Raw genomic sequence first — 23,397 nt, forward strand, 5'->3', positions numbered from 1 at the left:
GTGTTCGGACGTCGCAAGAAGAGCGGTACCGCCAAGGACGTGGCGGGCGAGGCCGAGCAGGTCGTCGACGAGCTCGACACGGAGGACGCGGCGGCGGAGCAGGACGCGCCGCGCCGGGTGAACCTTCCGCCGGCGCCCCGGCCCGACGGCCCGTGGGACGTCTCCGAGGTCTCCAGGCCGGGCGAGGGCCGGGTGGACCTGGGTGGTCTCTTCGTGCCCGGAGTCGAGGGCATGGAGCTGCGCGTGGAGGTCGCGGGCGACGCCATCGTCGCGGCGACGGTCGTGCTGCGGGACAGCGCGGTCCAGCTGCAGGCGTTCGCAGCGCCCAAGAAGGAGGGCATCTGGGGCGAGGTCCGCGAGGAGATCGCCTCGGGCATCACCCGGCAGGGCGGTGTCATCGACGAGGTCGAGGGCCCCCTGGGCTGGGAGCTGCGGGCCCAGGTCCCGGTCCAGCTTCCGGACGGCACCGGAGGCGTGCAGCTGGTGCGCTTCGTCGGCGTCGACGGGCCCCGCTGGTTCCTGCGCGGTGTGATTTCCGGGCAGGGCGCGGTGCAGCCGCAGGCGGCCGGTCTGCTGGAGCAGATCTTCAGGGACACCGTCGTGGTGCGCGGCGAGGGCCCGATGGCGCCTCGCGACCCGATCGTCCTCAAGCTGCCGAACGATGCCCAGATGGTGCCCGAAGGCGTCCAGCAGGAGGAGCAGGAAACGTCCCGCTTCTCCGGTGGCATGGGGCAGCTGCAGCGCGGGCCGGAGATCACCGAGGTGCGCTGAGGCCCGCTCCTCGCGTGCGGGCCGGCCTCCGTGCCTTCGGCCGGAGTTCGGGGGTCGTCCCCCGAGAAATACGGTCCGGTTGGGCCGCGCTCCGTTGACGGGGTGCGGCCCATCGGCGTTCCGGGGCGGCCGTGCGCGCCGACGGTGCCCGGACATTGTCCGAACGGGTGTCGCCTGCACATACTGGCGCCGCATCGCTTCACCACGGGGGGACCGTATGACGGAGAGCACGGCCGCACACTCGACGTACGCCGGGGGCACGGCCGTCGCGGAGGGCCCGGCCCGCGGGCCCATGGTCCGCGTCGAGAACCTGCACCGCTCGTACGGCACCGGAGCCGCCGCGGTCCACGCCCTGCGCGGGGTGTCCTTCGAGATTCCGCGCGGTGAGCTCGTCGCCCTCAAGGGCCGGTCGGGCTCCGGCAAGACGACGCTGCTCAACCTGGTCGGCGGCCTCGACGGCCCGGACGAGGGCCGGATCACCGTCGACGGCACGGACCTGTCCGCGCTCGGCGAGAACGGGCTGCTGGAGCTGCGCCGCGACCGTATCGGGTTCATCTTCCAGTCCTTCGGGCTCATCCCGATCCTCACGGCCGCCGAGAACGTCGGCGTACCGATGCGGCTGCGCAAGACCGATCCGCGCGAGCGTGAGGAGCGCGTCGAGCTGCTGCTCTCCCTGGTCGGCCTGGCCGAGCACGCCGCCCAGCGGCCCGGAGAGCTGTCCGGCGGCCAGCAACAGCGCGTCGCCATCGCCCGCGCGCTCGCCAACCGCCCGGCCCTGCTGATTGCCGACGAACCCACCGGCCAGCTGGACGCCGAGACCGGGCTCGCGGTGATGGAACTGCTGCGCGCCGTGGTCCGCAGCGAGGGCGTGACCGCCCTGGTCGCCACGCACGACGCCCAGCTGCTCGGCCTCGCCGACCGGGTGCTCGAACTGAGCGACGGCGAGATCACCGAGCAGACCGGGCGGACAGCCTAGACAGCGCGGCAGTGCATAAGAATCCCGTCAATACGTCCGTCAGCAGCGCACCCTGCCCGATTTGCCGGTTTTGATGGCTGTAGCTTCGACGAAACGTCCACAGCGGACGCAGCAGCCTTGCGTGGCTGTCATTCAAGGACAATGGGGCCATGGGACGCGGCAAGCTACGGATCTACCTCGGAGCGGCACCGGGCGTAGGCAAGACGTACGCCATGCTCGCCGAGGCACACCGTCGCGTCGAGCGAGGCACCGACTGCGTGGTCGGCTTCGTGGAGCACCACGACCGGCCGCGGACCGAGGTCATGCTGCACGGCCTCGAGCAGATCCCGCGCCGCGTGATCGACTATCGCGGCACCACCTTCACGGAGATGGACGTGGACGCGGTGCTGGCCCGCCGGCCCGCCGTCGCCCTGGTGGACGAACTGGCCCACACGAACGTACCGGGTTCGCGCAACGCCAAGCGCTGGCAGGACGTCGAGGAGCTGCTCGCCGCCGGCGTCGACGTCGTCTCGACCGTCAACATCCAGCATCTCGAGTCGCTCGGTGACGTCGTCGAGTCGATAACCGGCGTACGGCAGCGGGAGACCGTCCCTGACGAGGTCGTCCGGCGCGCCGACCAGATCGAACTGAACGACATGTCGCCCCAGGCGCTGCGCCGCCGCATGGCACACGGCAACATCTACAAGCCGGACAAGGTCGACGCGGCCCTGTCCAACTACTTCCGTCCCGGGAACCTCACCGCCCTGCGCGAGCTGGCCCTGCTCTGGGTCGCCGACCGCGTCGACGAATACCTCCAGCAGTACCGCGGTGAGCACAACATCCGCTCCACCTGGCAGGCCCGTGAGCGCATCGTCGTCGGCCTCACCGGTGGCCCCGAGGGACGTACGCTCATCCGCCGTGCCGCCCGGCTCGCCGAGAAGGGCGCCGGCGGCGAGGTGCTCGCCGTCTACATCGCCCGCAGCGACGGACTGACCTCGGCCTCCCCCAAGGAGCTGGCGGTCCAGCGGACCCTGGTCGAGGACCTCGGCGGCACGTTCCACCATGTCATCGGCGACGACATCCCTGCCGCGCTGCTGGACTTCGCGCGCGGCGTCAACGCCACCCAGATCGTGCTCGGCGCCAGCCGCCGCCGCGCGTGGCAGTACGTCCTCGGACCCGGCGTCAGCGCGACCGTCGCCCGCGAGTCGGGACCCGATCTCGACGTCCACATCGTCACGCACGACGAGGTGGGTCGCGGCCGGGGCCTCCCCGTCACCCGTGGCGCCCGGCTCGGCCGCTCCCGGATCATCTGGGGCTGGCTCGTCGCCGTGGCGGGCCCGGCGCTGCTCACGCTGCTGCTGACGCACATCAACGCCGACCTCGGCCTCGCCAACGACATGCTGCTGTTCCTGTCGCTGACCGTGGCCGCCGCCCTGCTCGGCGGGCTGTTCCCGGCCCTGGCCTCGGCCGCGGTGGGCTCACTGCTGCTCAACTACTACTTCACCCCGCCGGTCCACCTCTTCACGATCGCCGACCCGAAGAACATCGTCGCCATCGTGGTCTTCGTGGCCGTCGCCGTCTCGGTGGCCTCCGTCGTCGACCTCGCTGCGCGCCGCACCCAGCAGGCCGCTCGGCTGCGCGCCGAGTCCGAGATCCTCTCGTTCCTCGCCGGCAGCGTGCTGCGCGGCGAGACGAGTCTGGAAGCTCTGTTGGAGCGGGTCCGTGAGACGTTCGGCATGGAGTCCGCGGCCATGCTGGAGCGCTCGAGCGATGTCGACCCCTGGGTGTGCGCGGGCAGCGTGGGACCCGCCCCCGCCGACCGCCCGGAAGATGCTGATGTGGACATGCCCGTCGGCGAGCACATGGCGCTCGCCCTGTCCGGGCGGGTCCTGCCCGCCGAGGACCGCCGGGTGCTCGGCGCCTTCGCCGCCCAGGCCGCCGTCGTACTGGACCGTCAGCGCCTCGTCGGCGAGGCCGAGGAGGCCCGCAAGCTCGCCGAGGGCAACCGCATACGTACCGCGCTCCTCGCCGCCGTCAGCCACGACCTGCGCACCCCGCTCGCCGGCATCAAGGCCGCCGTCAGCTCGCTCCGCTCCGACGACGTCGAATGGTCCGACGAGGACCGGGCCGAGCTTCTGGAAGGCATCGAGGACGGCGCCGACCGGCTCGACAACCTCGTCGGCAATCTGCTCGACATGTCCCGCCTCCAGACCGGCACCGTCACCCCGCTGATCCGCGCCATCGACCTCGACGAGGTCGTGCCCATGTCGCTCGTCGGGGTCCCCGACACCGCCGTCGAGCTGGACATCCCGGAGACGCTGCCGATGGTGCGCGTCGACAAGGGGCTGCTGGAGCGGGTCGTCGCCAACGTCGTCGAGAACGCCGTCAAGTACAGCCCCGACGCGACACCCGTCGTGGTGTCCGCCAGCGCGCTCGGCGACCGCGTCGAGGTACGGGTCGTGGACCGCGGCAGCGGCGTGCCGGACGAGGCGAAGGAACGGATATTCGAGCCCTTCCAGCGTTACGGCGACGCCCCGCGCGGCTCCGGCGTCGGTCTGGGCCTCGCCGTCGCCCGCGGCTTCGTCGAGGCGATGGGCGGCACCCTGAACGCCGAGGACACCCCCGGCGGCGGACTGACGATGGTCCTCACCCTCGGGGCGGCCACACCCGCGCTCGCTCCGGCCGACCATGAAATCCCCGCCCGGATCACCGGCTGACCCGGCCCCCTGATCACCGGCCCCTGGCCACCCGACGCACGGACGAGAGACGAAAGGAAGGCACCCATGACCCGAGTGCTCGTGGTCGACGACGAGCCGCAGATCGTACGCGCCCTGGTGATCAACCTGAAGGCGCGCAAGTACGAGGTCGACGCGGCCCCCGACGGGACGACCGCGCTGGAGCTCGCCGCAGCGCGCCACCCTGATGTCGTCGTCCTCGACCTCGGCCTCCCGGACATGGACGGCGTCGAGGTGATCAAGGGCCTGCGCGGCTGGACACGCGTGCCGATCCTGGTCCTCTCCGCCCGGCACACCTCCGACGAGAAGGTCGAGGCGCTGGACGCGGGTGCCGACGACTACGTGACCAAGCCGTTCGGAATGGACGAGCTGCTGGCCAGGCTGCGGGCCGCGGTGCGCAGGGCCGAGCCGTCGGGCGGCGGCGACGACGAGATCGTCATCATCGAGACCGAGGGCTTCACCGTCGACCTCGCCGCGAAGAAGGTCAACCGGGACGGCAAGGACGTACGGCTCACGCCGACCGAGTGGCACCTGCTGGAGGTGCTGGTCCGCAACACCGGGCGGCTCGTCAGCCAGAAGCAGCTGCTCCAGGAGGTGTGGGGGCCCTCGTACGGCACCGAGACGAACTACCTTCGGGTGTACATGGCGCAGCTGCGGCGCAAGCTCGAGGCGGACCCGTCGCACCCGAAGCACTTCGTCACGGAGCCCGGGATGGGCTACCGCTTCGAGCGCTGAATTCCGGCAACGGCATCGGCATCGGGTGCATCGGCATCGGGTTCAACGGCATCGGCATCGGCGCCGGCGCCGGGGGTGTCCCGTCCGAGGCCTGATCGGCACGTGCCCCGCACGTGATCGGCACCGGGTGACACCCCGGTACGCTTTCTGTATGAGTGCTGCACCCCGATCCGAGAAGGCCGAGAAGCCGGCAGGCCGCTTCCGGCGGATGCTCGACCGTCTGTCCAGCTCCCAGCAGGACCTCGAGTCCGAGGAGCTCCAGGAGGACTCGCAGGCGTCGGGTTGCACACGCATCTCCGACTGCGGCGACCGCCAGATCGTCAAGGTGACTGGTACCTTGCGCACGGTCACCCTGCGACCGAGGGCCGGAGTGCCGGCCCTGGAGGCCGAGCTGTTCGACGGCTCCGCCGCCCTGGACGTGGTGTGGCTGGGCCGGCGCTCCATCGTGGGCATAGAGCCGGGCCGCAAGATGATCGCCTCGGGCCGGATCGCGATGAGCCACGGCCGGCGGGTGCTGTTCAATCCCAAATACGAGCTCCGACCGCTCGGACAGGAGTAGCCGGTGACGTCATTCGACAAGCCGACCACGCAGGAACAGGAAGACGGCGGCCACCACGACGCCAAGGCCGTCACGGAAGCGGCCCTGTTCGAAGCCTTCGGCGGGCTCCGGGGCATGGTGGAGACGGTCCTGCCCGGGCTGCTCTTCGTCACGATCTTCACGATCAACAAGGACCTGCATCTCTCCGCGATCGCGGCACTCGGCGTCTCGCTGGTGCTCGTCGCCGTACGGCTGATCCGCAGGGACACCGTGAAGCACGCGTTCAGCGGGGTCTTCGGGGTCGCCTTCGGTGTCGTCTTCGCGATGATGACGGGCAATGCCAAGGACTTCTATCTGCCGGGCATGCTGTACACGCTGGGCCTGGCCCTCGCGTACATCATCACGACGATCGCGGGCGTCCCGTTGATCGGCCTGATCCTCGGCCCGGTCTTCAAGGAGAACCTCTCCTGGCGCACCCGCAACCCCGGCCGCAAGAAGGCCTACGCCAAGGCCAGCTGGGCCTGGGGACTGATCCTGCTCACCAAGTGCGCGATCCTCTTCCCCCTCTACTGGTGGGCGGACACCACCCAGTTCGGCTGGGTCCTGGTCACCCTCAAGATCCCGCCGTTCCTCCTTGCGGTGTACCTGACCTGGGTCTTCCTGGCGAAGGCGCCGCCGCCGATCGATGTCTTCGCGGAGATGGAGGCGCAGGAGCGCGAGGAGGAGGCCCGCAAGGCCGCGGCCGCCCGCGACCACGAGGCGTAGGCACTTGAGCCCGTCCGACTTTTGAGGACGGACACCGGGCCGAGCGGACGGTACAGGAGCCCGGGGGCTTGCCACCCGGTTACGGGACGGGCCCGGGACCACACGGTCCCGGGCCCGTCCCGTGCCTGCGCGAGCGTCAGCTCGTCGTCGTGTCCTCGCGGCGGACCGAGAGCAGGTCCTCCAGCTGCTCCTCCCGGGCCTGCGCCGCGACGAAGAGGAGTTCGTCCCCCGGCTCGAGCGTCTCCTCGCCGTGCGGCGTGAGCACCCGCGGCCCGCGGATGATCGTCACGAGCGACGTGTCCTCCGGCCAGGCCACATCCCCGACCTGCGTGCCCGCCAGCGCCGACTCCGGCGGCAGCGTCAGCTCGACCAGGTTCGCGTCGCCGTGGCTGAAGCGCAGCAGCCGGACCAGGTCGCCGACGCTCACCGCCTCCTCGACCAGCGCCGACATCAGACGCGGCGTGGACACCGCGACATCGACGCCCCAGGCCTCGTTGAAGAGCCACTCGTTCTTGGGGTTGTTGACCCGGGCGACCACCCGCGGCACGCCGTACTCGGTCTTCGCCAGCAGCGACACGACCAGGTTCACCTTGTCGTCACCGGTCGCCGCGATCACCACGTTGCAGCGCTGCAGCGCCGCCTCGTCCAGCGACGTGATCTCGCAGGCGTCGGCCAGCAGCCACTCCGCCTGCGGCACCCGCTCCACCGAGATGGCGGTGGGCGCCTTGTCGATCAGGAGCACCTCGTGCCCGTTCTCCAGCAGCTCTCCCGCGATGGACCGCCCCACCGCGCCGGCCCCTGCAATCGCGACCCGCATCAGTGACCACCCTCCTCGGGACCCTGGGCGAACGCCGCCTCGACCTTCTCGATCTCGTCCGTACGCATCATCACGTGGACCAGATCGCCTTCCTGCAGCACCGTCTGCGACGTCGGCAGGACCGCTTCGCCGAGCCGGGTGAGGAACGCGACGCGCACGCCCGTCTCGTCCTGCAGCCTGCTGATCTTGTGGCCGATCCAGGCCGGGGACGTGTGCACCTCGGCGAGCTGTACGCCACCACTCGGGTCCCGCCACAGCGGCTCGGCCCCGGACGGCAGGAGCCGCCGCAGCATCTGGTCGGCGGTCCACCGGACGGTGGCCACGGTCGGGATGCCGAGGCGCTGGTACACCTCGGCGCGCCGCGGGTCGTAGATCCGGGCGGCCACGTTCTCGATCCCGAACATCTCGCGCGCGACCCGCGCCGCGATGATGTTCGAGTTGTCGCCGCTGCTCACCGCCGCGAACGCGCCGGCGTCCTCGATCCCCGCCTCGCGCAGCGTGTCCTGGTCGAAGCCGACCCCGGTGACGCGGCGGCCTCCGAAACCGGAGCCCAGACGACGGAAGGCCGTGGGGTCCTGATCGACGACGGCGACCGTGTGCCCCTGCTGCTCCAGGGTCTGCGCGAGCGCCGCTCCCACTCGCCCGCAGCCCATGATGACGATGTGCACCTACTTACCCCGCAGTCCTGGTCATCCCGCTGACCTGCACAAACACCCTGCTGACTCTTTTCTCTCGGCTCTGCCGGGCAACGACGGGGCATCGTGTGCAGTTGTTGCCCTTGACGAGCTTATGACGCGTGGCCGGGGTTGCCCTCATCCGCGGTGGGAATGCGGGGGACGGCGGCCGCGGGCGTTGGCGCACGTAGCGTTGCGTGCTCGTTCGATTGCTGCCCGGTGGCCGCAGCATGACGGGACGGTGGGATTCCGCGCCGTAGGGGGCTGCGGGTGGGCTTCGTCAAGAGGAAACCCTTACGATCCCTTGCGTGTCCAAACTGACCGACATCCCCAAACGGATCCTGATCGGCAGGGCGCTGCGCAGCGACAGGCTGGGAGAAACGCTCCTGCCGAAGCGCATCGCACTTCCCGTCTTTGCCTCCGACCCGCTGTCCTCGGTGGCGTACGCCCCGGGAGAAGTCCTGCTGGTTCTCTCCATCGCGGGTGTGTCGGCGTACCACTTCAGCCCCTGGATCGCGGTCGCCGTCGTGGTCCTGATGTTCACCGTCGTCGCCTCCTACCGGCAGAACGTCCACGCGTACCCCAGCGGGGGCGGCGACTACGAGGTGGCGAACACCAACCTCGGCCCCAAGGCCGGTCTCACCGTCGCCAGTGCGCTGCTCGTCGACTACGTCCTCACCGTCGCCGTGTCGATCTCCTCCGGCGTGGAGAACCTCGGCTCCGCGATCCCCTTCGTCGTCGAGCACAAGGTGCTCAGCGCCGTCGTCATCATCGTGCTGCTCACGCTGATGAACCTGCGGGGCGTGAGGGAGTCGGGCAAGCTCTTCGCGATCCCGACCTACGTCTTCGTCGCCGGCGTCTTCATCATGATCGCGTGGGGCGCCTTCAAGGGCCTCGTCCTCGACGACACCATGCAGGCCCCGACCGCCGGTTTCGAGATCAAGCCCGAGGAGCAGGGGCTGGCCGGCTTCGCGCTCGTCTTCCTGCTGCTGCGCGCCTTCTCCTCCGGCTGTGCCGCGCTCACCGGCGTCGAGGCCATCAGCAACGGCGTCCCCGCCTTCCGCAAGCCGAAGAGCAAGAACGCCGCCACGACGCTGCTGCTCATGGGCGGCCTCGCCGTGACGATGTTCTGCGGCATCATCGGCCTCGCCATGGCCACCGACGTCAAGATGGCCGAGAACCCCGCCCACGACCTGCTCAGCAACGGCGCCCCGGTCGGCTCGGGCTACGTCCAGGACCCGGTGATCTCGCAGGTCGCGGCGGCCGTCTTCGGTGACGGCACGTTCTTCTTCGTACTCCTCGCCGCCGCCACCGCCCTCGTCCTGTTCCTGGCCGCGAACACCGCGTACAACGGCTTCCCGCTGCTCGGCTCGATCCTCGCCCAGGACCGCTACCTGCCACGCCAGCTGCACACCCGCGGCGACCGGCTCGCCTTCTCCAACGGCATCGTGCTGCTGGCCGGCGCCGCCGTGCTGCTGGTCTGGGTGTACGGAGCCGACTCCACCAAGCTGATTCAGCTCTACATCGTCGGTGTCTTCGTCTCCTTCACGCTCAGCCAGACCGGCATGGTCCGGCACTGGAACCGGCATCTGAGGACCGAGCGCGACCCGGCCGCCCGCCGCCACATGATCCGCTCGCGTGCGATCAACGCCTTCGGCGCCTTCTTCACCGGCCTGGTGCTGGTCGTCGTCCTGGTCACCAAGTTCACGCACGGCGCGTGGGTCGCCCTGCTCGGCATGGTGATCTTCTACGGGACCATGACGGCGATCCGCAGGCACTACGACCGCGTCGCCGATGAGATCGCCGCCCCCGACGAGCCGACCGACGACACCGTACGTCCCTCCCGGGTCCACTCCATCGTGCTCGTCTCCAAGGTCCACCGGCCGACCCTGCGCGCCGTCGCCTACGCCAAGCTGTTGCGCTCCGACACGCTGGAGGCGCTCAGTATCGACGTCGACCCGGCGGAGACCAAGGCGCTCAAGGCCGAGTGGGAGCGGCGCGGCATCAACGTGCCGCTGAAGATCCTCCACTCGCCGTACCGCGAGATCACGCGCCCGATCATCGAGTACGTGAAGGGCCTGCGGCGCGAGAGCCCGCGGGACGCGGTCAGCGTGATCATCCCCGAGTACGTGGTCGGCCACTGGTGGGAGCATCTGCTCCACAACCAGAGCGCCCTGCGCCTCAAGGGCCGTCTGCTGTTCACCCCGGGCGTCATGGTGACCTCCGTGCCGTACCAGCTGCAGTCCTCCGAGGTCGCCAAGAAGCGGGCCAGGAAGCGCCAGGAGTGGAACGCACCGGGCTCGGTACGCCGCGGGCCCGTGACCGAGCGGCCGAAGGAGCCCAGCGGCAGGAGCTGAGGGCCCGTGGCACCCACGTAGACTGGGGGGCTGTCGTCCGCACACGGACGACGCCCCCCTCTCGTATCCCTGGAGTCACCCCGTCATGCAGAACGCTTCTGAGTCTTCGCTGGTCGGGGAGGAGTACGAGGTCGAGGTCGGACCCGTCGCGCACGGCGGCCACTGCATCGCCCGCACCGAGGGCGGCCGTGTCCTGTTCGTGCGCCACGCGCTGCCCGGCGAGAAGGTCGTCGCCCGTGTAACCGAGGGCGAGGAGAGCTCGCGCTATCTGCGCGCCGACGCCGTACGCGTACTGGAGCCGTCCAAGGACCGCGTCGAGGCGCCCTGCCCGTACGCCGGCCCCGGCAAGTGCGGCGGCTGCGACTGGCAGCACGCCAAGCCGGGCGCCCAGCGACGCTTCAAGGGCGAGGTCATCGCCGAGCAGCTGAAGCGACTCGCGGGCCTCACCCCGGAGGAGGCCGGCTGGGACGGCACGGTCATGCCGGCGGAGGGCGACAAGCTGCCCGCGGGCCAGGTGCCCGCCTGGCGCACCCGCGTCCAGTACGCCGTCGACGTCGAGGGCCGCGCGGGTCTGCGCCGCCACCGCTCCCACGAGGTCGAGCCCATCGAGCACTGCATGATCGCGGCCCCGGGAGTGAGCGAACTCGGCATCGAGAAGCGCACCTGGGAGGGCATGGCCTCCATCGAGGCCATCGCCGCCACCGGTTCCGGCGACCGCCAGGTGATCCTCACTCCGCGACCCGGCGCCCGGCTGCCGATCGTGGAGCTCGACAAGCCCGTCTCCGTCCTGCGCATCCATGAGAAGGACGGCAGCGTCCACCGCGTCCACGGCCGCCCCTTCGTCCGCGAGCGCGCCGACGACCGCACCTACCGCGTCGGCATGGGCGGCTTCTGGCAGGTCCACCCGAAGGCGGCGGACGTCCTCGTCCAGGCCGTCATGCAGGGCCTGATGCCCCGCAAGGGCGACACGGCCCTCGACCTCTACTGCGGCGTCGGCCTCTTCGCGGGCGCCATCGGCCAGCGCGTCGGCGAGAAGGGCGCGGTCCTCGGCATCGAGTCCGGCAAGCGCGCCGTCGAGGACGCCCGCCACAACCTCCAGGACCTTCCGCGCGTCCGCATCGAACAGGGCAAGGTCGAATCCGTCCTCCCGCGCACCGGCATCACCGAGGCGGACCTTGTCGTCCTCGACCCGCCCCGCGCGGGCGCCGGCAAGCAGACGGTCGCCCACGTGTCGGGCCTCGGCGCGCGCCGCATCGCGTACGTGGCGTGCGACCCGGCGGCGCTCGCCCGGGACCTCGCGTACTTCCGCGACAACGGGTACAAGCCGCGGACGCTGCGGGCGTTCGACCTGTTTCCGATGACGCACCACGTGGAGTGCGTGGCGATCCTGGAGCCCGCAGCAAAGGGGCTCTGACCTGCAGGTTCGGCTGGTGTGCGTTATGTGCACTGTGGGCGTTACGGGCGATATCTTGACGCTGAAAAGACGCTCGTTCTGACGGTGCGTCACCCGGCTGATCGTGCAGGTCATGCTGCGTGGGAGGCGCACTTCCCGAGGGCTGGCTTTGCGGGAACTTGAAGAGAATCCATGAGCTGCTCCGTCGAGGTGTCGGCGTGGCAGCCCCCTCGCTGGCCCTCTGCCGGCCGGAGACGGCCGCCGGCTGCGTTGCAGCCTTCTGGACTGGCGCGGTACCTCTGGTGCGAGGCTTGTCGATGGAAAGCTGCTGTGGTCGAGGAAATGCCGGCCGGCGGTCGTGAGTGTCGCGGACCATTGCCCTTCCCCTTGGAGACTTTGACCAGCCCTCGGCTCTGTAGCGCCTGGCAGCTGAGTTTGTGTGTCTCTCCCTCCCATGCACCGTCAGGGCAGCCCTGTCCGACCTACCGCAGCACCTGCAGTTGACGCTCGTTCAACTGACGCGGCACCTGCCCCCCACTGTGCGAAGTTGCTCGCAAGCAGTGTCACAGCTGAGTATCTGGCGGCGTGGGCAGACGGGCCGGATGTACGGCCGCGTGCCTACCTGCGCCCGGCACCTGCCGCTCGGCAGCAAGAGACGGACAGGGAAGGGATGATGACGCGGCTGCTGTCACCGCCGATATTTGCGGCGCGTTGAGCTGGTAGAGCCCGGTGGTGGGCGGGCGGTAGCGGACCCCGACGGCCTCTACCGCCCGTCGGGTCCGCCTGCCGCGGCGCTCACACCGGCCGGCTGAACTGCCCGGTCGCGCTCCCGCCGAATCCGCATGTAACGTTCGGCCGCTTGGCGGCACTGACAGGTATGAGCCATGACGACCTGCGTGCGCTGTTCCTCAACTGCACGCTGAAGATGAGCCCGGAGCGGAGCCATACGCAGGGCCTGATCGACCTCAGCTCGCGGATCATGGAAAAGCAGGGCGTGCAGGTCGAGCACCTGCGGCCGATCGACCATGAGATCGCCACCGGGGTGTGGCCGGACATGACCGAGCACGGCTGGGAGCGCGACGCGTGGCCGGCGATCTACCAGCGGGTGATGGCCGCCGACATCCTCGTCATCGCCGGGCCGATCTGGCTGGGTGACAACAGCTCCGTCGCCAAGCAGGTCATCGAGCGGCTCTACGCCTGCTCCGGCCTGCTCAACGAGGCCGGGCAGTACGCCTACTACGGGAGGGTGGGCGGCTGTCTGATCACCGGCAACGAGGACGGCGCCAAGCACTGCGCCATGAATGTCCTCTACAGCCTCCAGCACCTGGGGTACGTCATCCCGCCGCAGGCGGACGCCGGCTGGATCGGAGAGGCCGGTCCCGGCCCCTCGTATCTCGATCCGGGCTCCGGCGGTCCCGCCAACGACTTCACCAACCGGAACACCACGTTCATGACGTGGAACCTGCTCCACATGGCCCGGCTGCTCAAGGACGCCGGTGGCATCCCCGCGCACGGGAACCAGCGGTCGGAGTGGGACGCCGGCTGCCGCTTCGACTTCGAGAACCCGGAATACCGCTGACATCAGCAACGAAAGGCTGAGAATCATGACTGTCGACACTGTCGAGACCGTTCCCACCTGCGCCTACCCGGGCTGCACCCACGGGCCCGAGCCGAAGGCGCCCGGCGAGGAGGGACCGGCCTCCCGCTACTGCGACCACCCCGACCACAACGCGCTCGGCGCGTTCCGGAAGTTCCGCGCCAAGCGGCAGCAGCGCAAGGAGGACAAGCGCGCGGCGGCCGACGCCAAGAAGGCGGCCAAGGAGGAGGCGAAGGGAGCCGCTCAGGCGGCACCGGTCGCCGGGCAGTCGTGGCCCACCTCCTCCGTCCCCGGGGCCGAGGTCGTGTCCCAGGAGCACGGACACGCCCCCGCCGCCGAGGCGCCCGAGCCCGCCGTGGCCCCGGCCCTGGCCCCGGCGCCGACGGAAGCCGTGCACGGTGAGATGGGCTCGATGGAGGAGGCCATGGAGGCGATGGAGGCCGTGGCTTCCATGGCGATGGCCGATTGTGGCGACGGCGCCCAGTCCCGCGACACCGTCGTCGCGCTCATCAAGCAGCTCTCCGCCGATCTCCCCGCCTACATCGAGGAGTTGGCGATCATCACCGACTCCGCGGCGGCCGAGGCGCGCATCGAGACGGTCACTCGCGCCTCCGCGCAGCGCATCCTTGCCGCCGAGGAGCGCGCCACGCTCGCCGAGGAGGCGGCCGACATGGCCGTCGCCGCGCTCGACGCCGCGACCCATAAGTTCGCCCAGGAGACCACCGCGATCCGCGAGGAGGCCGCGCACAAGGTCGCCGACGCCGAGTTCGTCCGGGCCGAGCTGGAGCGTTACCGCGAGCGCGTCGGCATGCTCGAAGTCCGGCTCGACGCCGTCCGCGACGAGGCCGACGAGCTGCGCCGCGCCCGCGTGGCCGCTCCCGGAGCCACGAGCTCCCCGGCCACGCCTGCTGAGCAGGCGCAGCACCCCGCCGAGAGCTGCTGAAAGTCGTAGACGGACCGGAGCGGCGGACGTTCATCTGTAACGTTCGCCGCTCTTTCTGTCTCTGAATGCCCAGTGCCCAGGGCGCCGAGGCAGTTGCCGATGCCGCTTCCGCGCCCACGAACACCCGAGAAGAAACGGAAACCCTCATGTGCCGTAGCAAGCGCCGCAACGCCCTCTGGATCACCACCGCCGCCGTCGTCGTCGTGGCAGCCGTCGGGCTGTACCTCTTCCAGCCCTGGAAGCTGTTCACCACGGACCGTGTGGACGAGGCGCCTCCCGCGGCCGCCGGCCAGCAGGCGGGCACGGTCAAGCAGGTAGCGAACGGGGCGTTCATCTCGCACGAGCACGAGACCAACGGCTCGGTCGAGATCCAGCAGCTCGCCGACGGGAAGGCGACCCTACGTCTGACGAACCTGCGCACCTCCGACGGTCCGGCCCTGCACGTGTGGCTCAGCGACCAGCCGGTCAACAAGGACGGCGGCGGCAACCTCGACGACGGCAAGCACATCGACCTCGGCGACCTCAAGGGCAACGAGGGCAACCAGAACTACGCGATACCCGCCGGCACCGACCTGAACACGTTCTCCACGGTGACCATCTGGTGCGAGCGCTTCAGCGTCTCCTTCGGTGCGGCCGAGCTGAAGCAGCGCGCCTGACGGAGTCGGGTCGCACGGAAAAGCCGAGGAGCGGGTGGCATGTCGCCACCCGCTCCTCGGCTTTCCGGATCCTGCCGGACCAACAGCCCCTACGACACCAGGATCGGGATGAGCAGCGCCACGCACGCGGTCAGGCTCCACAGCGCGGGCGCCGCGCTCAGCGTCTGCTCGTGACGCGCCGCCGCCCGCGCCGCGGCCGCCTCGCTGCGGGACTGGTGCCACGGGCCGACCCGCTCCTCCAACCGCTGGTACACCAGGCCGAGTACGGCGCCGTAGGCGAGGTGGCCGACGAGTGAGGGGAAGGACTCGGCCAGCGCGGCGGCGCCCCACCGGGGTGCCTCGCCGAGCAGTACGGGAAGCAGCGTCAGATTGCCCAGGATCCACCAGAGGAAGCCGTACGACACCCCCCAGCCGATTCCCGAGGCTGGGTCGAAGCTGCGTCGGCGGAAGAAGACCGCGTACGTGACGCCTACGACCTGGGAGATCAGCAGATGGATGACGAGGCCCACGGCCTCGGACTCCGAGCCGACCAGGGTGGCGACGGTCGGCAGGAAGCCCACGGCGACCATGACCCCGGTGAAGATCGCGCCTCCGGCCAGCCCGGCGACGACGCCGTGCCAGACCGAGATCACCCGCCCACCGGCCAGGCGCCCTTCCAGCGCGTGCCGTACGTCGTCCGAGAACACCGCCCGCGACAGGCCGCCCAGCCAGCCGGTGAGCAGGGCCGTACCGGCGCCCAGCAGCAGGAAGCCGGGCAGGGACACCACCGCGGTACGCACCGCGTCCGGCGTCCACTCCAGGCCCCGGCCGGCCAGCAGGGGCGCGACCGTCACGGACGCGAGCACCCACCACGCGAAGCCGAAGGAGGTTCCGCGCACCAGGTCCGGGCCACCGCCCTCGCCGGGGTCGCCGAAAATCACCGCGTACGAGGCGCCGAGCATCACCCCGACGATCAGCCCGTTCCAGCCGAGCCCCGGCACCGGGGCGACGACCAGCCCAGCGACCGACGCGCGCACCAGGATTCCGGGCCCGATCCGGCGCTTCCCGCGTGCCATCAGGGCGAGGACGGCGGCCGTGACCGCTCCGTACGCCAGGTGGCCGAGCAGGCTGGGGATCAGCGCCTGCGCCGTGGCCACGTCCCAGGCCACCGGCCTGCCGAGCAGGAGCGGTAGCAGCGTCAGCGGCCCGAGGAACCACCACAGCACGGCGTACGCAAGCCCCCAGAACAGCAGCTCGCGCTGGCGCGCCACGAGGAGCCCGAAGACGCCCCCGACGATCGCGGCGATCAGCAGGTGGACGGCGAAGCCCACGATCGAAGAGTCGGTTCTGACGATGGCCGCGACGGTGGGCAGGAATCCGATCCGCACCATCACCGCGCCGAAGACCAGTCCTCCCACGAGGCCGGCCAGGGCTCCGAATCCAGCGTTACGCATGACGGTCCTCCTTCTTCGAAACGGTCGGGTCGGTCGAGGTGGTCGAGAGGGCGATGTCCCTGGGGAAGACGAGGTCGAGGGTCCAGTCGGCGAGAACCCGCAGCCGTTTCTCCACACCGGGCAGCTTGCTCAGATAGACCCCTCGCCACAGGACCCAGGCGAGGAAGCCGGAGACCCGACGCCCGCCGATCTCGCCGGCGGCCGTACGCTGCCCCAGCGAGACCAGCACGCCGAGCCCGCCGAAGCGGAACGGGACGGGGCGGCGGCCACCGAGGACCGCGGCGATGTTCCGCGCCACCGCCTTGCCCTCGCGGATCGCGTGCTGCGCGGTCGGCGGGTAGAAGCCGCCCGCCGGGTCGGGGATCCGCGCGCAGTCGCCCAGCGCCCACAGCCCGGGTGCGCCGGGGACCTGCAAGGTGGGTTCCACCGCGACCGGCCCCCCGGTCCCCTGCGCGACCTGCCGCACCAGCGGGTTCGGCCGGTTGCCCGCCGTCCAGGCCAGGGTCCGGGTGGGGATGGTCTCGCCGGAGTTCAGCGTGATGTCCTCGGCGGTGGCCCTGCTCACCCGCGCGCCGAGACGGAACTCGATGCCCCGCCCGCCGAGTTTGCGCTGCGCGTAGAGGCCGATCTCGGGCGACAGCTCCGGCAGCAGCCGCTCCCCCGCGTGCACGATCACGAACCTGGGCCGCAGCCCTTGCAGGCGCGGGTAGAGGTGGAGCACGTCATGGACGAGGTCGAAGAGTTCGGCTACCAGCTCCGTACCGGCGAATCCACCGCCCGCCACTACGAACGTCAACAACCGGGCCTGCTCGGTCGGGTCCGGCTCCAGATCGGCCCGCTCCAGCGCGCCCAGGACCTGGCTGCGCAGCACCGTCGCATCCTCCACCGACTTCATCGGGAAGGCGTGCTCGCCCACTCCCGGCAGGTCGAAGAAGTGCGGCACCCCGCCGACCGCGAGGACCAGATGGTCGTACGGGACGCGGAGCATCCCCTCTTTGCCGACGGAGACGTACGCGCTGCGCGCCTGCGTGTCGATGGAGGCCACCCGCCCGTGCAGGAAGGAGGCGTGGTCGAGCCCGACACGCACCGGGGCGCTGACATGCCTGGCCTCCACCGCGCTGGAGGCGACGCCGACGAGGAGCGGGGTGAAGAGCAGGAAGTTCGTCTGGCTGATCAGCGTCACATGGGCGTCGAGCCCACGGCCGATTCGCCGGTCCAGTTCGCGCGCGGCCCCGACCCCGCCGAAGCCACCACCGACGATCACCACATGGGGTTTGGCCCGCTGGGGTGCCGGGCGCGGGGGGAGCCAGGTCGAGAGGGTGTGGAACACGAGTCCGGTGATCGCGCCGAACAGGGCAGCGCCGACGAGCTCAGGGAAGCGCGCCACGGCCACCGCGATCGACCACGACAGCTTGTCCCCCTCAAGGACGGGGGCGAGGGTGAGGGTCCAGGTCACCCAGTCGAGCAGGCCGATGAGCAGACCGACGGAGAAGGCCGAGCCGTTGCTCTGCCGGTGCTCGCCGAAGAGGAGGCCGAGCACGGCCCCCAGCACCACCGTGTGCCCGGCCCACTGGACCCACGGCGGGTCCGTCGCGAGCGCAACGACCACGCCACCGGGCAGTCCGGCGACGACGCCGAACAAGAGTCTTCTGAGCAGAGTCATGCACGTTCAGAGCGGGCGCGCCGCACGAGCGTTACACGTCCCGCTGCCAGTCCCGGAAGGCGGAGAGGAGGTGCTGCCTGGCGTCCGACGAGATGCCGTCCGGGGTCAGTTCGCCCGTGGTGGCGATCGTCTGGCGGAACTGGTCGAGGTAGTTCTCGCACCCGGGGCACTCCGCCAGGTGCTCGATGAAGCGCCGCTCGTCCCCTTCGGACAACGCGCCGTCGAGGAACTCGGTCACCAGCTCCACGAAGTCGTTGCAGTTCACGCGCGTCCCCTCCCGCCCTCGACGCCGTAGGCACTGAACAAGTACGACTCCAGCTTACGGCGCAGCAGGGCCCTGCCCCGATGGAGGAGGACACGCTGGTTCCCCGGCGAGATCTCAAGGAGAGAGCACACCTCGTCGGATCCGTACCCGGCGACGTCGCGCAGGGTGATCACGGTACGGAGGCGGGGCGGGAGCTCGTCGATCGCCCCCGCGATCACCTCGCGGACCTCACCGCGCAGCACGTGGTCCTCGGGGATGTGCCAGGGACGCGGTTCCTGCCCGGCGACCCAGTGCCCGGCGTACCGCTCGCCGGGGGCGCGGAAGCGCTCGGCGTCGACCGTCGGCCCTTCCTCCTCCTCCGGCAGCAGGCTGGCGAAGGGGACGGTCCTGCTCTCCTTCGTGCCGCGCGCCTTGGCGGTGTTGACGAGGATCCGGTACACCCACGTCTTCAGGGACGCGCGGCCCTCGAAGCCGTTGATGCCCCTGATGACCGCCAGCCAGGTGTCCTGGACGGCCTCCTCGGCGGAGTCCTTGGTCGACACGAACGACATGGCGAGCCGGAGCATGCCGCCCGACCAGGAGTCCAGGACCAAGGCGAACGTCTCCTCGTCACCGGCGCGGAGGCGCTGCACCAGGACCTCGTCCGGGGGCAGTTCGCGTGGGCCCGCCATTCTTCTCTCCTTGCCGGACGTCAACTGGAAGCGCCAGCCTAGGGCAGCGAGACAAGTGCAGACATCCGCGGGGTGCGTTCGTTCATCTCTCGGTAAGAACCTTCACGGCCGGCGGCCGCTGAGGTCAGGTGCGCGGCAAGCAGCGGAACGCCCCGAGGAGTTGATCGCGTGCCGCAGAGGGCAGGTTCGGGCCGGACAGCGCGCCCACAGCCACGACGGTCTGCCGGTGGTCGAGGTATGTGTCGCAGCCCTCGCACCCCGCCAGGTGCACGAGACAACGCAGCTCGGTCGGCTCGCCCATGGAGCCGTCGAGGAACTCGGTCACAGCTCCACGAACTCGGCACAGTTCATGACCCGTGCCTGTTCTCGTGCGGCGGACGGACAGTCGGCTCCTCACCGGCTCATCCCGGTGAGGAGTCGACACCTACCATGCTCCTGTCGCGGCGCCGAACCACCAGGGCAGGGCGTCGAGAGCAACTCGGCAGCCCGACGCTGGCGGTCTACACCCCGTCCGGCTTCCAGCAGGCGGTCACCCCGCGCGAGATGACGACCGACGACATCCGGCAGACCATCAGCGACTTCGCCGCCGCGGCCCGCCGCGCCGTCGACGCCGGCTTCGCCGGGGTCGAGGTCCACAGCGCCAACGGCTACCTGCTCCACCAGTTCCTCGTTTACGCCGCCGGCCGAGGCGCCATGCGCCGGGCGGTGGCCGCGAACACGGGACGGTTCCTCGTTCGTACCGTTGCCGCTACCCGGGATGTTCGCTACCTGTCCCCGCGGGGCACGCCTGATGGGTCCACTCCATGAAACCAGGGGTCAGTCGGGCAGGGGCATCCTCTGAGCGATCGGAGGGGGCTGGACGTACCAATCTTCCCCGGTGGCCGCCCGCAACCGCCCGTACTATCTACCGACGCGGCCACGCCTCTGACCGCCGGGCCCCTTAGGGGCGTGAGCGCCCGGGCGGAGTGTGGGCGTCGTCGTCCTGCGGATCGCGGTGCCCCACACGAGACTCCGGCCCGTTTGCGTCGAAAGGTGTGCGACACGGGGTCACCCACCGCGACCGGCAGTGCGCCGGCCAAGGACTTGGGGGTCGGCGCCCGCTGTCGATGCGTGGGTGGTCGGCCAGGCACGGCGAGGGGACAACCCTCCGGTGGGCCGGTCGGCGAGCGGGCGCGGGGCCGCCGGGCCGGGATCGCTCCACCTCGACGATGTGCCGCACCTTGACCGGTCGCACGATCAACGAGGCCGGCTGCGCGGCCGCCACATGGTCGGGCCGACGGACAGCCGCCCAGCCTGGGAACAGGGCGGGCCGCGCCCGATGAGCCGTGTCGCTGATTGCGGAACTCGATCCGTCGGGCCCGGTGACGGCGCCGCCTGGGTGGTCTGTCCCTCAGTTCATTTGCACCGAGCGGGTGGAGTTTCCCATGATTCATGCGGTTGATCGTGCTGGTGGCGCTGCTGGGGTCGCTCGCGGCGCCGACTGCGACCAGCAGGGGCACGTAGTGGTCGGCCGTCGGGTGGGCGACCGAGGCGCCGGGTGCCTTGCGCCGGTAGTCGGTGAGGGCATCGACGTCGCCTCGCCCGAGTGCGTCGACGGCCCACTCATCGAAGGCTTTGGTGTGTGCGGCGAGGTCCGGGCGGCGGAAGACCGCGAAGCTGTGGGTCATGAAGCCCGAGCCGATGACCAGGATGCCTTCATCGCGCAGGGGTCGCAGACGTGCCCCGAACTCGAGCAGCGCAGCGGGGTCAAGGCTGGGCATCGACAGCTGGACGACGGGAACGTCGGCCGCTGGATACATGGCCATGAGAGGGATGAACGCGCCGTGGTCGAGACCTCGATCAGGGTGCTCGTGCACCGTGGTCGCCGGACTGAGCGTGGCTGCGAGCCGACGGGCGAGGTCGGTCGCGTCCGGGGTCGCGTAAGGCAGGGTCTTGTAGCGGGGGTGGAAGCCGCTGAAGTCGTAGTAGAGCGGGGTGCCCGCCGCCGCGCACGAGATCGTGGCCGGTGCGTCCTCCCAGTGCGCTGAGATGATCACGATGGCTTTCGGTTTGGGCAGGGACTGCGCCCAGGTGAACAGGTCGTCGAGCCATCGCGGATCGTCGAGGGTGAAGGGCGCTCCGTGGCTGATGAACAGGCTCGGCAGCGCCCCATCGGCAGGGTCCCAGAGTCGCTGTTCGTGGGCCCGAGGGAGGACCCGGGCGAGGTGATCGTCGTAGGCCCCGGCCGGGATGCGGGGCGTGTGCAGGGTGGTCATAGCGTGTCACTCCTTGCCAGTTGGGGCGGGCCCGGCCCGGGCGGCCTCATCGTCAGGTCGCCCGGGCCGCGTTCCGCGCTATTCACCTGTGGCCGGCTGCCGGCCCCGGGGCGAGTCGTCTCCGACGGCGGTGCTCAGCCGAAGATCGGGCTCTCGGTGGCGTAGAGGAAACGGGTCTTGGAGCGGTCGAGGAAGTTCTCCTCGTCCGCGGCGACGGTCGTGGTGTAGGTGTCGGAGGTGAACCAGCGGGCGGCGTCGGCGATGCCGTCGACCCACACCTCGGCGACACCGTCGTAGACGGCTGTACTGATGCCGGGGATCTCGTCGTCGGTGGGCAGGAGTTGGATGTAGCGCCGGACCGGGACCTCTCCGCCGGGCAGGCTCGTGATCAGCGCGGTGTGCTTCTGCCAGTAGTCCGAGAACTCCTCATGGGTGAGGCCTGCCCGCCGGGTCAGGAAGATGCTGATCTTGATCACAGATGACTCCTTGAAGCCGAGCTTGACTTGCCTGGGCAACTCATAAGCTAAACGAGGCTGACTTGCCCAGGCAATAGATATCTCTTGCCTGGGCAAGTAGGATGGATCGCATGGATGCACCGTCACCGTGGCTCGACGCCGAGCAGCAGGAACTTTGGCAGGACCTTCTCACCGTCGTGATCGCGCTGCCTGCGGCCCTGGACCGTCAGTTGCAGCGCGACGCGGGCATCTCGAACTTCGAGTACGGCGTGCTCGCCCGGTTGTCGATGGCAGATCAGGTCACCATGCGGTTCAGCGAGTTGGCCCGGGACTGCAACAGTGCTCTCCCGCGGCTGTCGAAGCTGATGGACCGCTTCGAGGCGCGGGAGTGGATCGTTCGTCGAGTTGACCCGAGCGACGGTCGCTACACCCTGGCCACGCTGACCGACAGTGGTCGGCAGAAGGTTGTCGACAGCGCGCCGGGGCATGTCGCGCAGGTGCGGCGACTCGTGTTCGACCCTCTTACCGCTGCACAGCGCCGCCACTTCGGCGCGGCACTGTCCAGCGTCGCCGAGACAGTGCGGCGCGAGGCCGCCGGTGGTCCCGCCGGGTGAGTGCGCTCACCTCCCGCTCGGCGCGCGGCTGAACCACAGGTCACCGGCATGGGCGCGCATGTCGGGTGAGGCGAGGTGTCACCCCCACCGGTCCAGCCGGTGCCAGCTGGTCTGCCCGGAGCCGAACCGCAGCTCCAGCGCCAGTGGTTGCCAGCCGGCGTCGTTGTACAGAACGTTCGAGGCGTGCTCTGTAGGCGCAACTGGTCGTCCACCGGCGTCAGCCCGCGAGAACGGGATCGTGCGCTACGACGAGCGTAAGGAGATCGCACGTAGAGCCCATGGTGCGCGCAATGCACGTGGCCTCTGGTCCGGCTCGCTCTTGACGTGTCGCTGACCTGCGGTTTTCATTCACATGTTTTTGATCTACGTGTTGGCGATGACGCACCACGTGGAGTGCGTGGCGATCCTGGAGCCCGCAGCAAAGGGGCTCTGACCTGCATATTCGTGGATCCGGTAGATCTGCTCGACCTGTTTGCGGTTGTCGGTCGGGCCGGATGCTTGGGCTCGCGGGCCGCAGGCAGGGTGCTGTCAAGGTCGGCGTCCCGGATGCGGCGGACCATGCGTCCGCCCCGAATAGCCGAAACGGTCCGCTGGAAGAACCAACGGACCGTTCTGGAATGTCCCGGCTAGCTTCCTGGTGGAACGAACGTGGGCCGCAGTGCGGGTGGCAGGTCGGACACCTTCCCGAATACGAGCACATGATCCGGATTCATGTTGTCGTTCTCCAGAGTCGCGATGATCCCAGCCGACAACAGGATTCTGATCAGCGCACTCTGCATATGGAGACCGATCATTCCGTGATGGCGGACGGCCGGTGCGTCAGGAATTCCAGACGCGAGAGCGTCCACAGCTGCCTGGGCCAGGCCGGCATCGCACCTCCATCCCACGGACACGGGTGCTGAAGCCGTCTCGGCGTCGCGATCGACGTAAACCACCGCGCCCGACTGGTCTGGGCTGCCGGATTCCCCGTCGCGGAAGGCGGGCAGACCGGCACGCCGGAGTGCCCGGACGACCTGGTCGGCCAGCTCGATGCGAAGGGCGATGAATTCATCAGAGGCACGGGGGAATCCGTACTCGGTCATGATATTTCTTCACTTCTCCCGGT

Annotated in this window: 22 protein-coding genes and 1 pseudogene; 13 read left to right on the plus strand and 10 right to left on the minus strand. The window is 70.0% G+C overall.

Annotation, left to right across the window (positions count from 1 at the left end; all coding sequences use genetic code 11):
* The 6 genes from ACWCXB_RS29005 to ACWCXB_RS29030 all read left to right on the plus strand — a co-directional run bounded on the left by ACWCXB_RS29005 (nt 1) and on the right by ACWCXB_RS29030 (nt 6,499).
* A complete protein-coding gene (locus ACWCXB_RS29005; protein WP_450726706.1) occupies nt 1-771 on the plus strand; it encodes a DUF3710 domain-containing protein in 771 nt (256 codons plus the stop codon).
* Nucleotides 772-988: 217 nt separating this feature from the next.
* Nucleotides 989-1,747, plus strand: a complete 759-nt coding sequence (locus ACWCXB_RS29010) for an ABC transporter ATP-binding protein (protein ID WP_450726707.1) — start codon at nt 989-991, stop codon at nt 1,745-1,747.
* A gap of 149 nt (nt 1,748-1,896) precedes the next feature.
* Nucleotides 1,897-4,443, plus strand: a complete 2,547-nt coding sequence (locus tag ACWCXB_RS29015; protein ID WP_450726708.1) for an ATP-binding protein — start codon at nt 1,897-1,899, stop codon at nt 4,441-4,443.
* A 66-nt stretch (nt 4,444-4,509) separates the two neighbouring features.
* A complete protein-coding gene (locus ACWCXB_RS29020; protein WP_450726709.1) occupies nt 4,510-5,196 on the plus strand; it encodes a response regulator in 687 nt (228 codons plus the stop codon).
* A 151-nt stretch (nt 5,197-5,347) separates the two neighbouring features.
* The gene (locus ACWCXB_RS29025) at nt 5,348-5,755 is read left to right on the plus strand and encodes an OB-fold nucleic acid binding domain-containing protein (protein ID WP_450726710.1); all 408 of its coding nucleotides are present in this window, start codon (nt 5,348-5,350) and stop codon (nt 5,753-5,755) included.
* 3 nt (nt 5,756-5,758) lie between these two features.
* Nucleotides 5,759-6,499: a DUF3159 domain-containing protein gene (locus ACWCXB_RS29030; protein ID WP_450726711.1), complete on the plus strand. Its 741-nt coding sequence runs from the start codon at nt 5,759-5,761 to the stop codon at nt 6,497-6,499.
* Nucleotides 6,500-6,635: 136 nt separating this feature from the next.
* Here the strand turns inward: ACWCXB_RS29030 and ACWCXB_RS29035 are convergent, their stop codons facing one another.
* A complete protein-coding gene (locus ACWCXB_RS29035) occupies nt 6,636-7,316 on the minus strand; it encodes a potassium channel family protein (protein WP_450726712.1) in 681 nt (226 codons plus the stop codon).
* Nucleotides 7,316-7,984 (minus strand): potassium channel family protein, encoded by a 669-nt coding sequence (locus ACWCXB_RS29040; RefSeq protein ID WP_450726713.1) that lies wholly within the window; start codon nt 7,982-7,984, stop codon nt 7,316-7,318. The genes ACWCXB_RS29035 and ACWCXB_RS29040 overlap by 1 nt, the downstream gene beginning before the upstream one ends.
* A 314-nt stretch (nt 7,985-8,298) precedes the next feature.
* Between ACWCXB_RS29040 and ACWCXB_RS29045 the strand changes: the two genes are divergently transcribed.
* The 5 genes from ACWCXB_RS29045 to ACWCXB_RS29065 all read left to right on the plus strand — a co-directional run bounded on the left by ACWCXB_RS29045 (nt 8,299) and on the right by ACWCXB_RS29065 (nt 14,936).
* Nucleotides 8,299-10,347 (plus strand): APC family permease, encoded by a 2,049-nt coding sequence (locus ACWCXB_RS29045; protein ID WP_450726714.1) that lies wholly within the window; start codon nt 8,299-8,301, stop codon nt 10,345-10,347.
* Nucleotides 10,348-10,432: 85 nt separating this feature from the next.
* A complete protein-coding gene (locus ACWCXB_RS29050) occupies nt 10,433-11,761 on the plus strand; it encodes a class I SAM-dependent RNA methyltransferase (protein WP_450726715.1) in 1,329 nt (442 codons plus the stop codon).
* Nucleotides 11,762-12,617: 856 nt separating this feature from the next.
* Entirely contained in the window at nt 12,618-13,319 is a 702-nt protein-coding gene (locus ACWCXB_RS29055) for a flavodoxin family protein (RefSeq protein WP_450726716.1), read from the plus strand.
* A gap of 25 nt (nt 13,320-13,344) precedes the next feature.
* The gene (locus ACWCXB_RS29060; RefSeq protein WP_450726717.1) at nt 13,345-14,280 is read left to right on the plus strand and encodes a hypothetical protein; all 936 of its coding nucleotides are present in this window, start codon (nt 13,345-13,347) and stop codon (nt 14,278-14,280) included.
* Nucleotides 14,281-14,426: 146 nt separating this feature from the next.
* Nucleotides 14,427-14,936 carry a DM13 domain-containing protein gene (locus tag ACWCXB_RS29065; protein WP_450726718.1) on the plus strand — a complete coding sequence of 170 codons (510 nt, stop codon included), beginning with the start codon at nt 14,427-14,429 and terminating at the stop codon, nt 14,934-14,936.
* A gap of 89 nt (nt 14,937-15,025) precedes the next feature.
* On the opposite strand, the gene ACWCXB_RS29070 is transcribed toward ACWCXB_RS29065, so the two are convergent.
* The 5 genes from ACWCXB_RS29070 to ACWCXB_RS29090 form a co-directional block, all read right to left on the minus strand.
* Nucleotides 15,026-16,369, minus strand: a complete 1,344-nt coding sequence (locus tag ACWCXB_RS29070; RefSeq protein ID WP_450726719.1) for a hypothetical protein — start codon at nt 16,367-16,369, stop codon at nt 15,026-15,028.
* Complete coding sequence (locus ACWCXB_RS29075) at nt 16,362-18,032, minus strand: NAD(P)/FAD-dependent oxidoreductase (RefSeq protein WP_450726720.1); 1,671 nt, start codon at nt 18,030-18,032, stop codon at nt 16,362-16,364. The genes ACWCXB_RS29070 and ACWCXB_RS29075 overlap by 8 nt, the downstream gene beginning before the upstream one ends.
* A 31-nt stretch (nt 18,033-18,063) precedes the next feature.
* Entirely contained in the window at nt 18,064-18,297 is a 234-nt protein-coding gene (locus ACWCXB_RS29080; protein ID WP_450726721.1) for an anti-sigma factor family protein, read from the minus strand.
* Nucleotides 18,294-18,968: an RNA polymerase sigma factor gene (locus ACWCXB_RS29085; RefSeq protein WP_450726722.1), complete on the minus strand. Its 675-nt coding sequence runs from the start codon at nt 18,966-18,968 to the stop codon at nt 18,294-18,296. The genes ACWCXB_RS29080 and ACWCXB_RS29085 overlap by 4 nt, the downstream gene beginning before the upstream one ends.
* A gap of 124 nt (nt 18,969-19,092) precedes the next feature.
* Nucleotides 19,093-19,293 carry a hypothetical protein gene (locus ACWCXB_RS29090; protein WP_450726723.1) on the minus strand — a complete coding sequence of 67 codons (201 nt, stop codon included), beginning with the start codon at nt 19,291-19,293 and terminating at the stop codon, nt 19,093-19,095.
* 179 nt (nt 19,294-19,472) lie between these two features.
* Between ACWCXB_RS29090 and ACWCXB_RS29095 the strand changes: the two are divergent.
* Nucleotides 19,473-19,641, plus strand: a pseudogene (locus ACWCXB_RS29095) (oxidoreductase); the annotation flags it as partial.
* Nucleotides 19,642-19,732: 91 nt separating this feature from the next.
* Here ACWCXB_RS29095 and ACWCXB_RS29100 read toward each other — a convergent pair.
* Entirely contained in the window at nt 19,733-21,223 is a 1,491-nt protein-coding gene (locus ACWCXB_RS29100) for a DODA-type extradiol aromatic ring-opening family dioxygenase (protein WP_450726724.1), read from the minus strand.
* A gap of 134 nt (nt 21,224-21,357) precedes the next feature.
* Nucleotides 21,358-21,699, minus strand: a complete 342-nt coding sequence (locus ACWCXB_RS29105; protein WP_450726725.1) for an EthD domain-containing protein — start codon at nt 21,697-21,699, stop codon at nt 21,358-21,360.
* A 110-nt stretch (nt 21,700-21,809) separates the two neighbouring features.
* Between ACWCXB_RS29105 and ACWCXB_RS29110 the strand changes: the two genes are divergently transcribed.
* Nucleotides 21,810-22,292 carry a MarR family winged helix-turn-helix transcriptional regulator gene (locus tag ACWCXB_RS29110; RefSeq protein ID WP_450726726.1) on the plus strand — a complete coding sequence of 161 codons (483 nt, stop codon included), beginning with the start codon at nt 21,810-21,812 and terminating at the stop codon, nt 22,290-22,292.
* A gap of 626 nt (nt 22,293-22,918) precedes the next feature.
* Here ACWCXB_RS29110 and ACWCXB_RS29115 read toward each other — a convergent pair.
* Nucleotides 22,919-23,374 carry a hypothetical protein gene (locus ACWCXB_RS29115; RefSeq protein ID WP_450726727.1) on the minus strand — a complete coding sequence of 152 codons (456 nt, stop codon included), beginning with the start codon at nt 23,372-23,374 and terminating at the stop codon, nt 22,919-22,921.
* Nucleotides 23,375-23,397: the final 23 nt, after the last annotated feature.

The sequence above is a fragment of the Streptomyces sp. NPDC001514 genome, assembly GCF_053597075.1.

Excerpts from the sequence above, each read along its gene's own strand:
- ACWCXB_RS29070 (WP_450726719.1), bottom strand. The coding sequence starts at position 16,369 with ATGCGTAACGCTGGATTCGGAGCCCTGGCCGGCCTCGTGGGAGGACTG.
- ACWCXB_RS29075 (WP_450726720.1), bottom strand. The coding sequence starts at position 18,032 with ATGACTCTGCTCAGAAGACTCTTGTTCGGCGTCGTCGCCGGACTGCCC.
- ACWCXB_RS29110 (WP_450726726.1), top strand. The coding sequence starts at position 21,810 with ATGGATGCACCGTCACCGTGGCTCGACGCCGAGCAGCAGGAACTTTGG.
- ACWCXB_RS29010 (WP_450726707.1), top strand. The coding sequence starts at position 989 with ATGACGGAGAGCACGGCCGCACACTCGACGTACGCCGGGGGCACGGCC.
- ACWCXB_RS29050 (WP_450726715.1), top strand. The coding sequence starts at position 10,433 with ATGCAGAACGCTTCTGAGTCTTCGCTGGTCGGGGAGGAGTACGAGGTC.
- ACWCXB_RS29085 (WP_450726722.1), bottom strand. The coding sequence starts at position 18,968 with ATGGCGGGCCCACGCGAACTGCCCCCGGACGAGGTCCTGGTGCAGCGC.
- ACWCXB_RS29020 (WP_450726709.1), top strand. The coding sequence starts at position 4,510 with ATGACCCGAGTGCTCGTGGTCGACGACGAGCCGCAGATCGTACGCGCC.
- ACWCXB_RS29015 (WP_450726708.1), top strand. The coding sequence starts at position 1,897 with ATGGGACGCGGCAAGCTACGGATCTACCTCGGAGCGGCACCGGGCGTA.
- ACWCXB_RS29100 (WP_450726724.1), bottom strand. The coding sequence starts at position 21,223 with ATGACCACCCTGCACACGCCCCGCATCCCGGCCGGGGCCTACGACGAT.
- ACWCXB_RS29115 (WP_450726727.1), bottom strand. The coding sequence starts at position 23,374 with ATGACCGAGTACGGATTCCCCCGTGCCTCTGATGAATTCATCGCCCTT.
- ACWCXB_RS29035 (WP_450726712.1), bottom strand. The coding sequence starts at position 7,316 with ATGCGGGTCGCGATTGCAGGGGCCGGCGCGGTGGGGCGGTCCATCGCG.
- ACWCXB_RS29065 (WP_450726718.1), top strand. The coding sequence starts at position 14,427 with ATGTGCCGTAGCAAGCGCCGCAACGCCCTCTGGATCACCACCGCCGCC.
- ACWCXB_RS29055 (WP_450726716.1), top strand. The coding sequence starts at position 12,618 with ATGAGCCATGACGACCTGCGTGCGCTGTTCCTCAACTGCACGCTGAAG.
- ACWCXB_RS29025 (WP_450726710.1), top strand. The coding sequence starts at position 5,348 with ATGAGTGCTGCACCCCGATCCGAGAAGGCCGAGAAGCCGGCAGGCCGC.
- ACWCXB_RS29060 (WP_450726717.1), top strand. The coding sequence starts at position 13,345 with ATGACTGTCGACACTGTCGAGACCGTTCCCACCTGCGCCTACCCGGGC.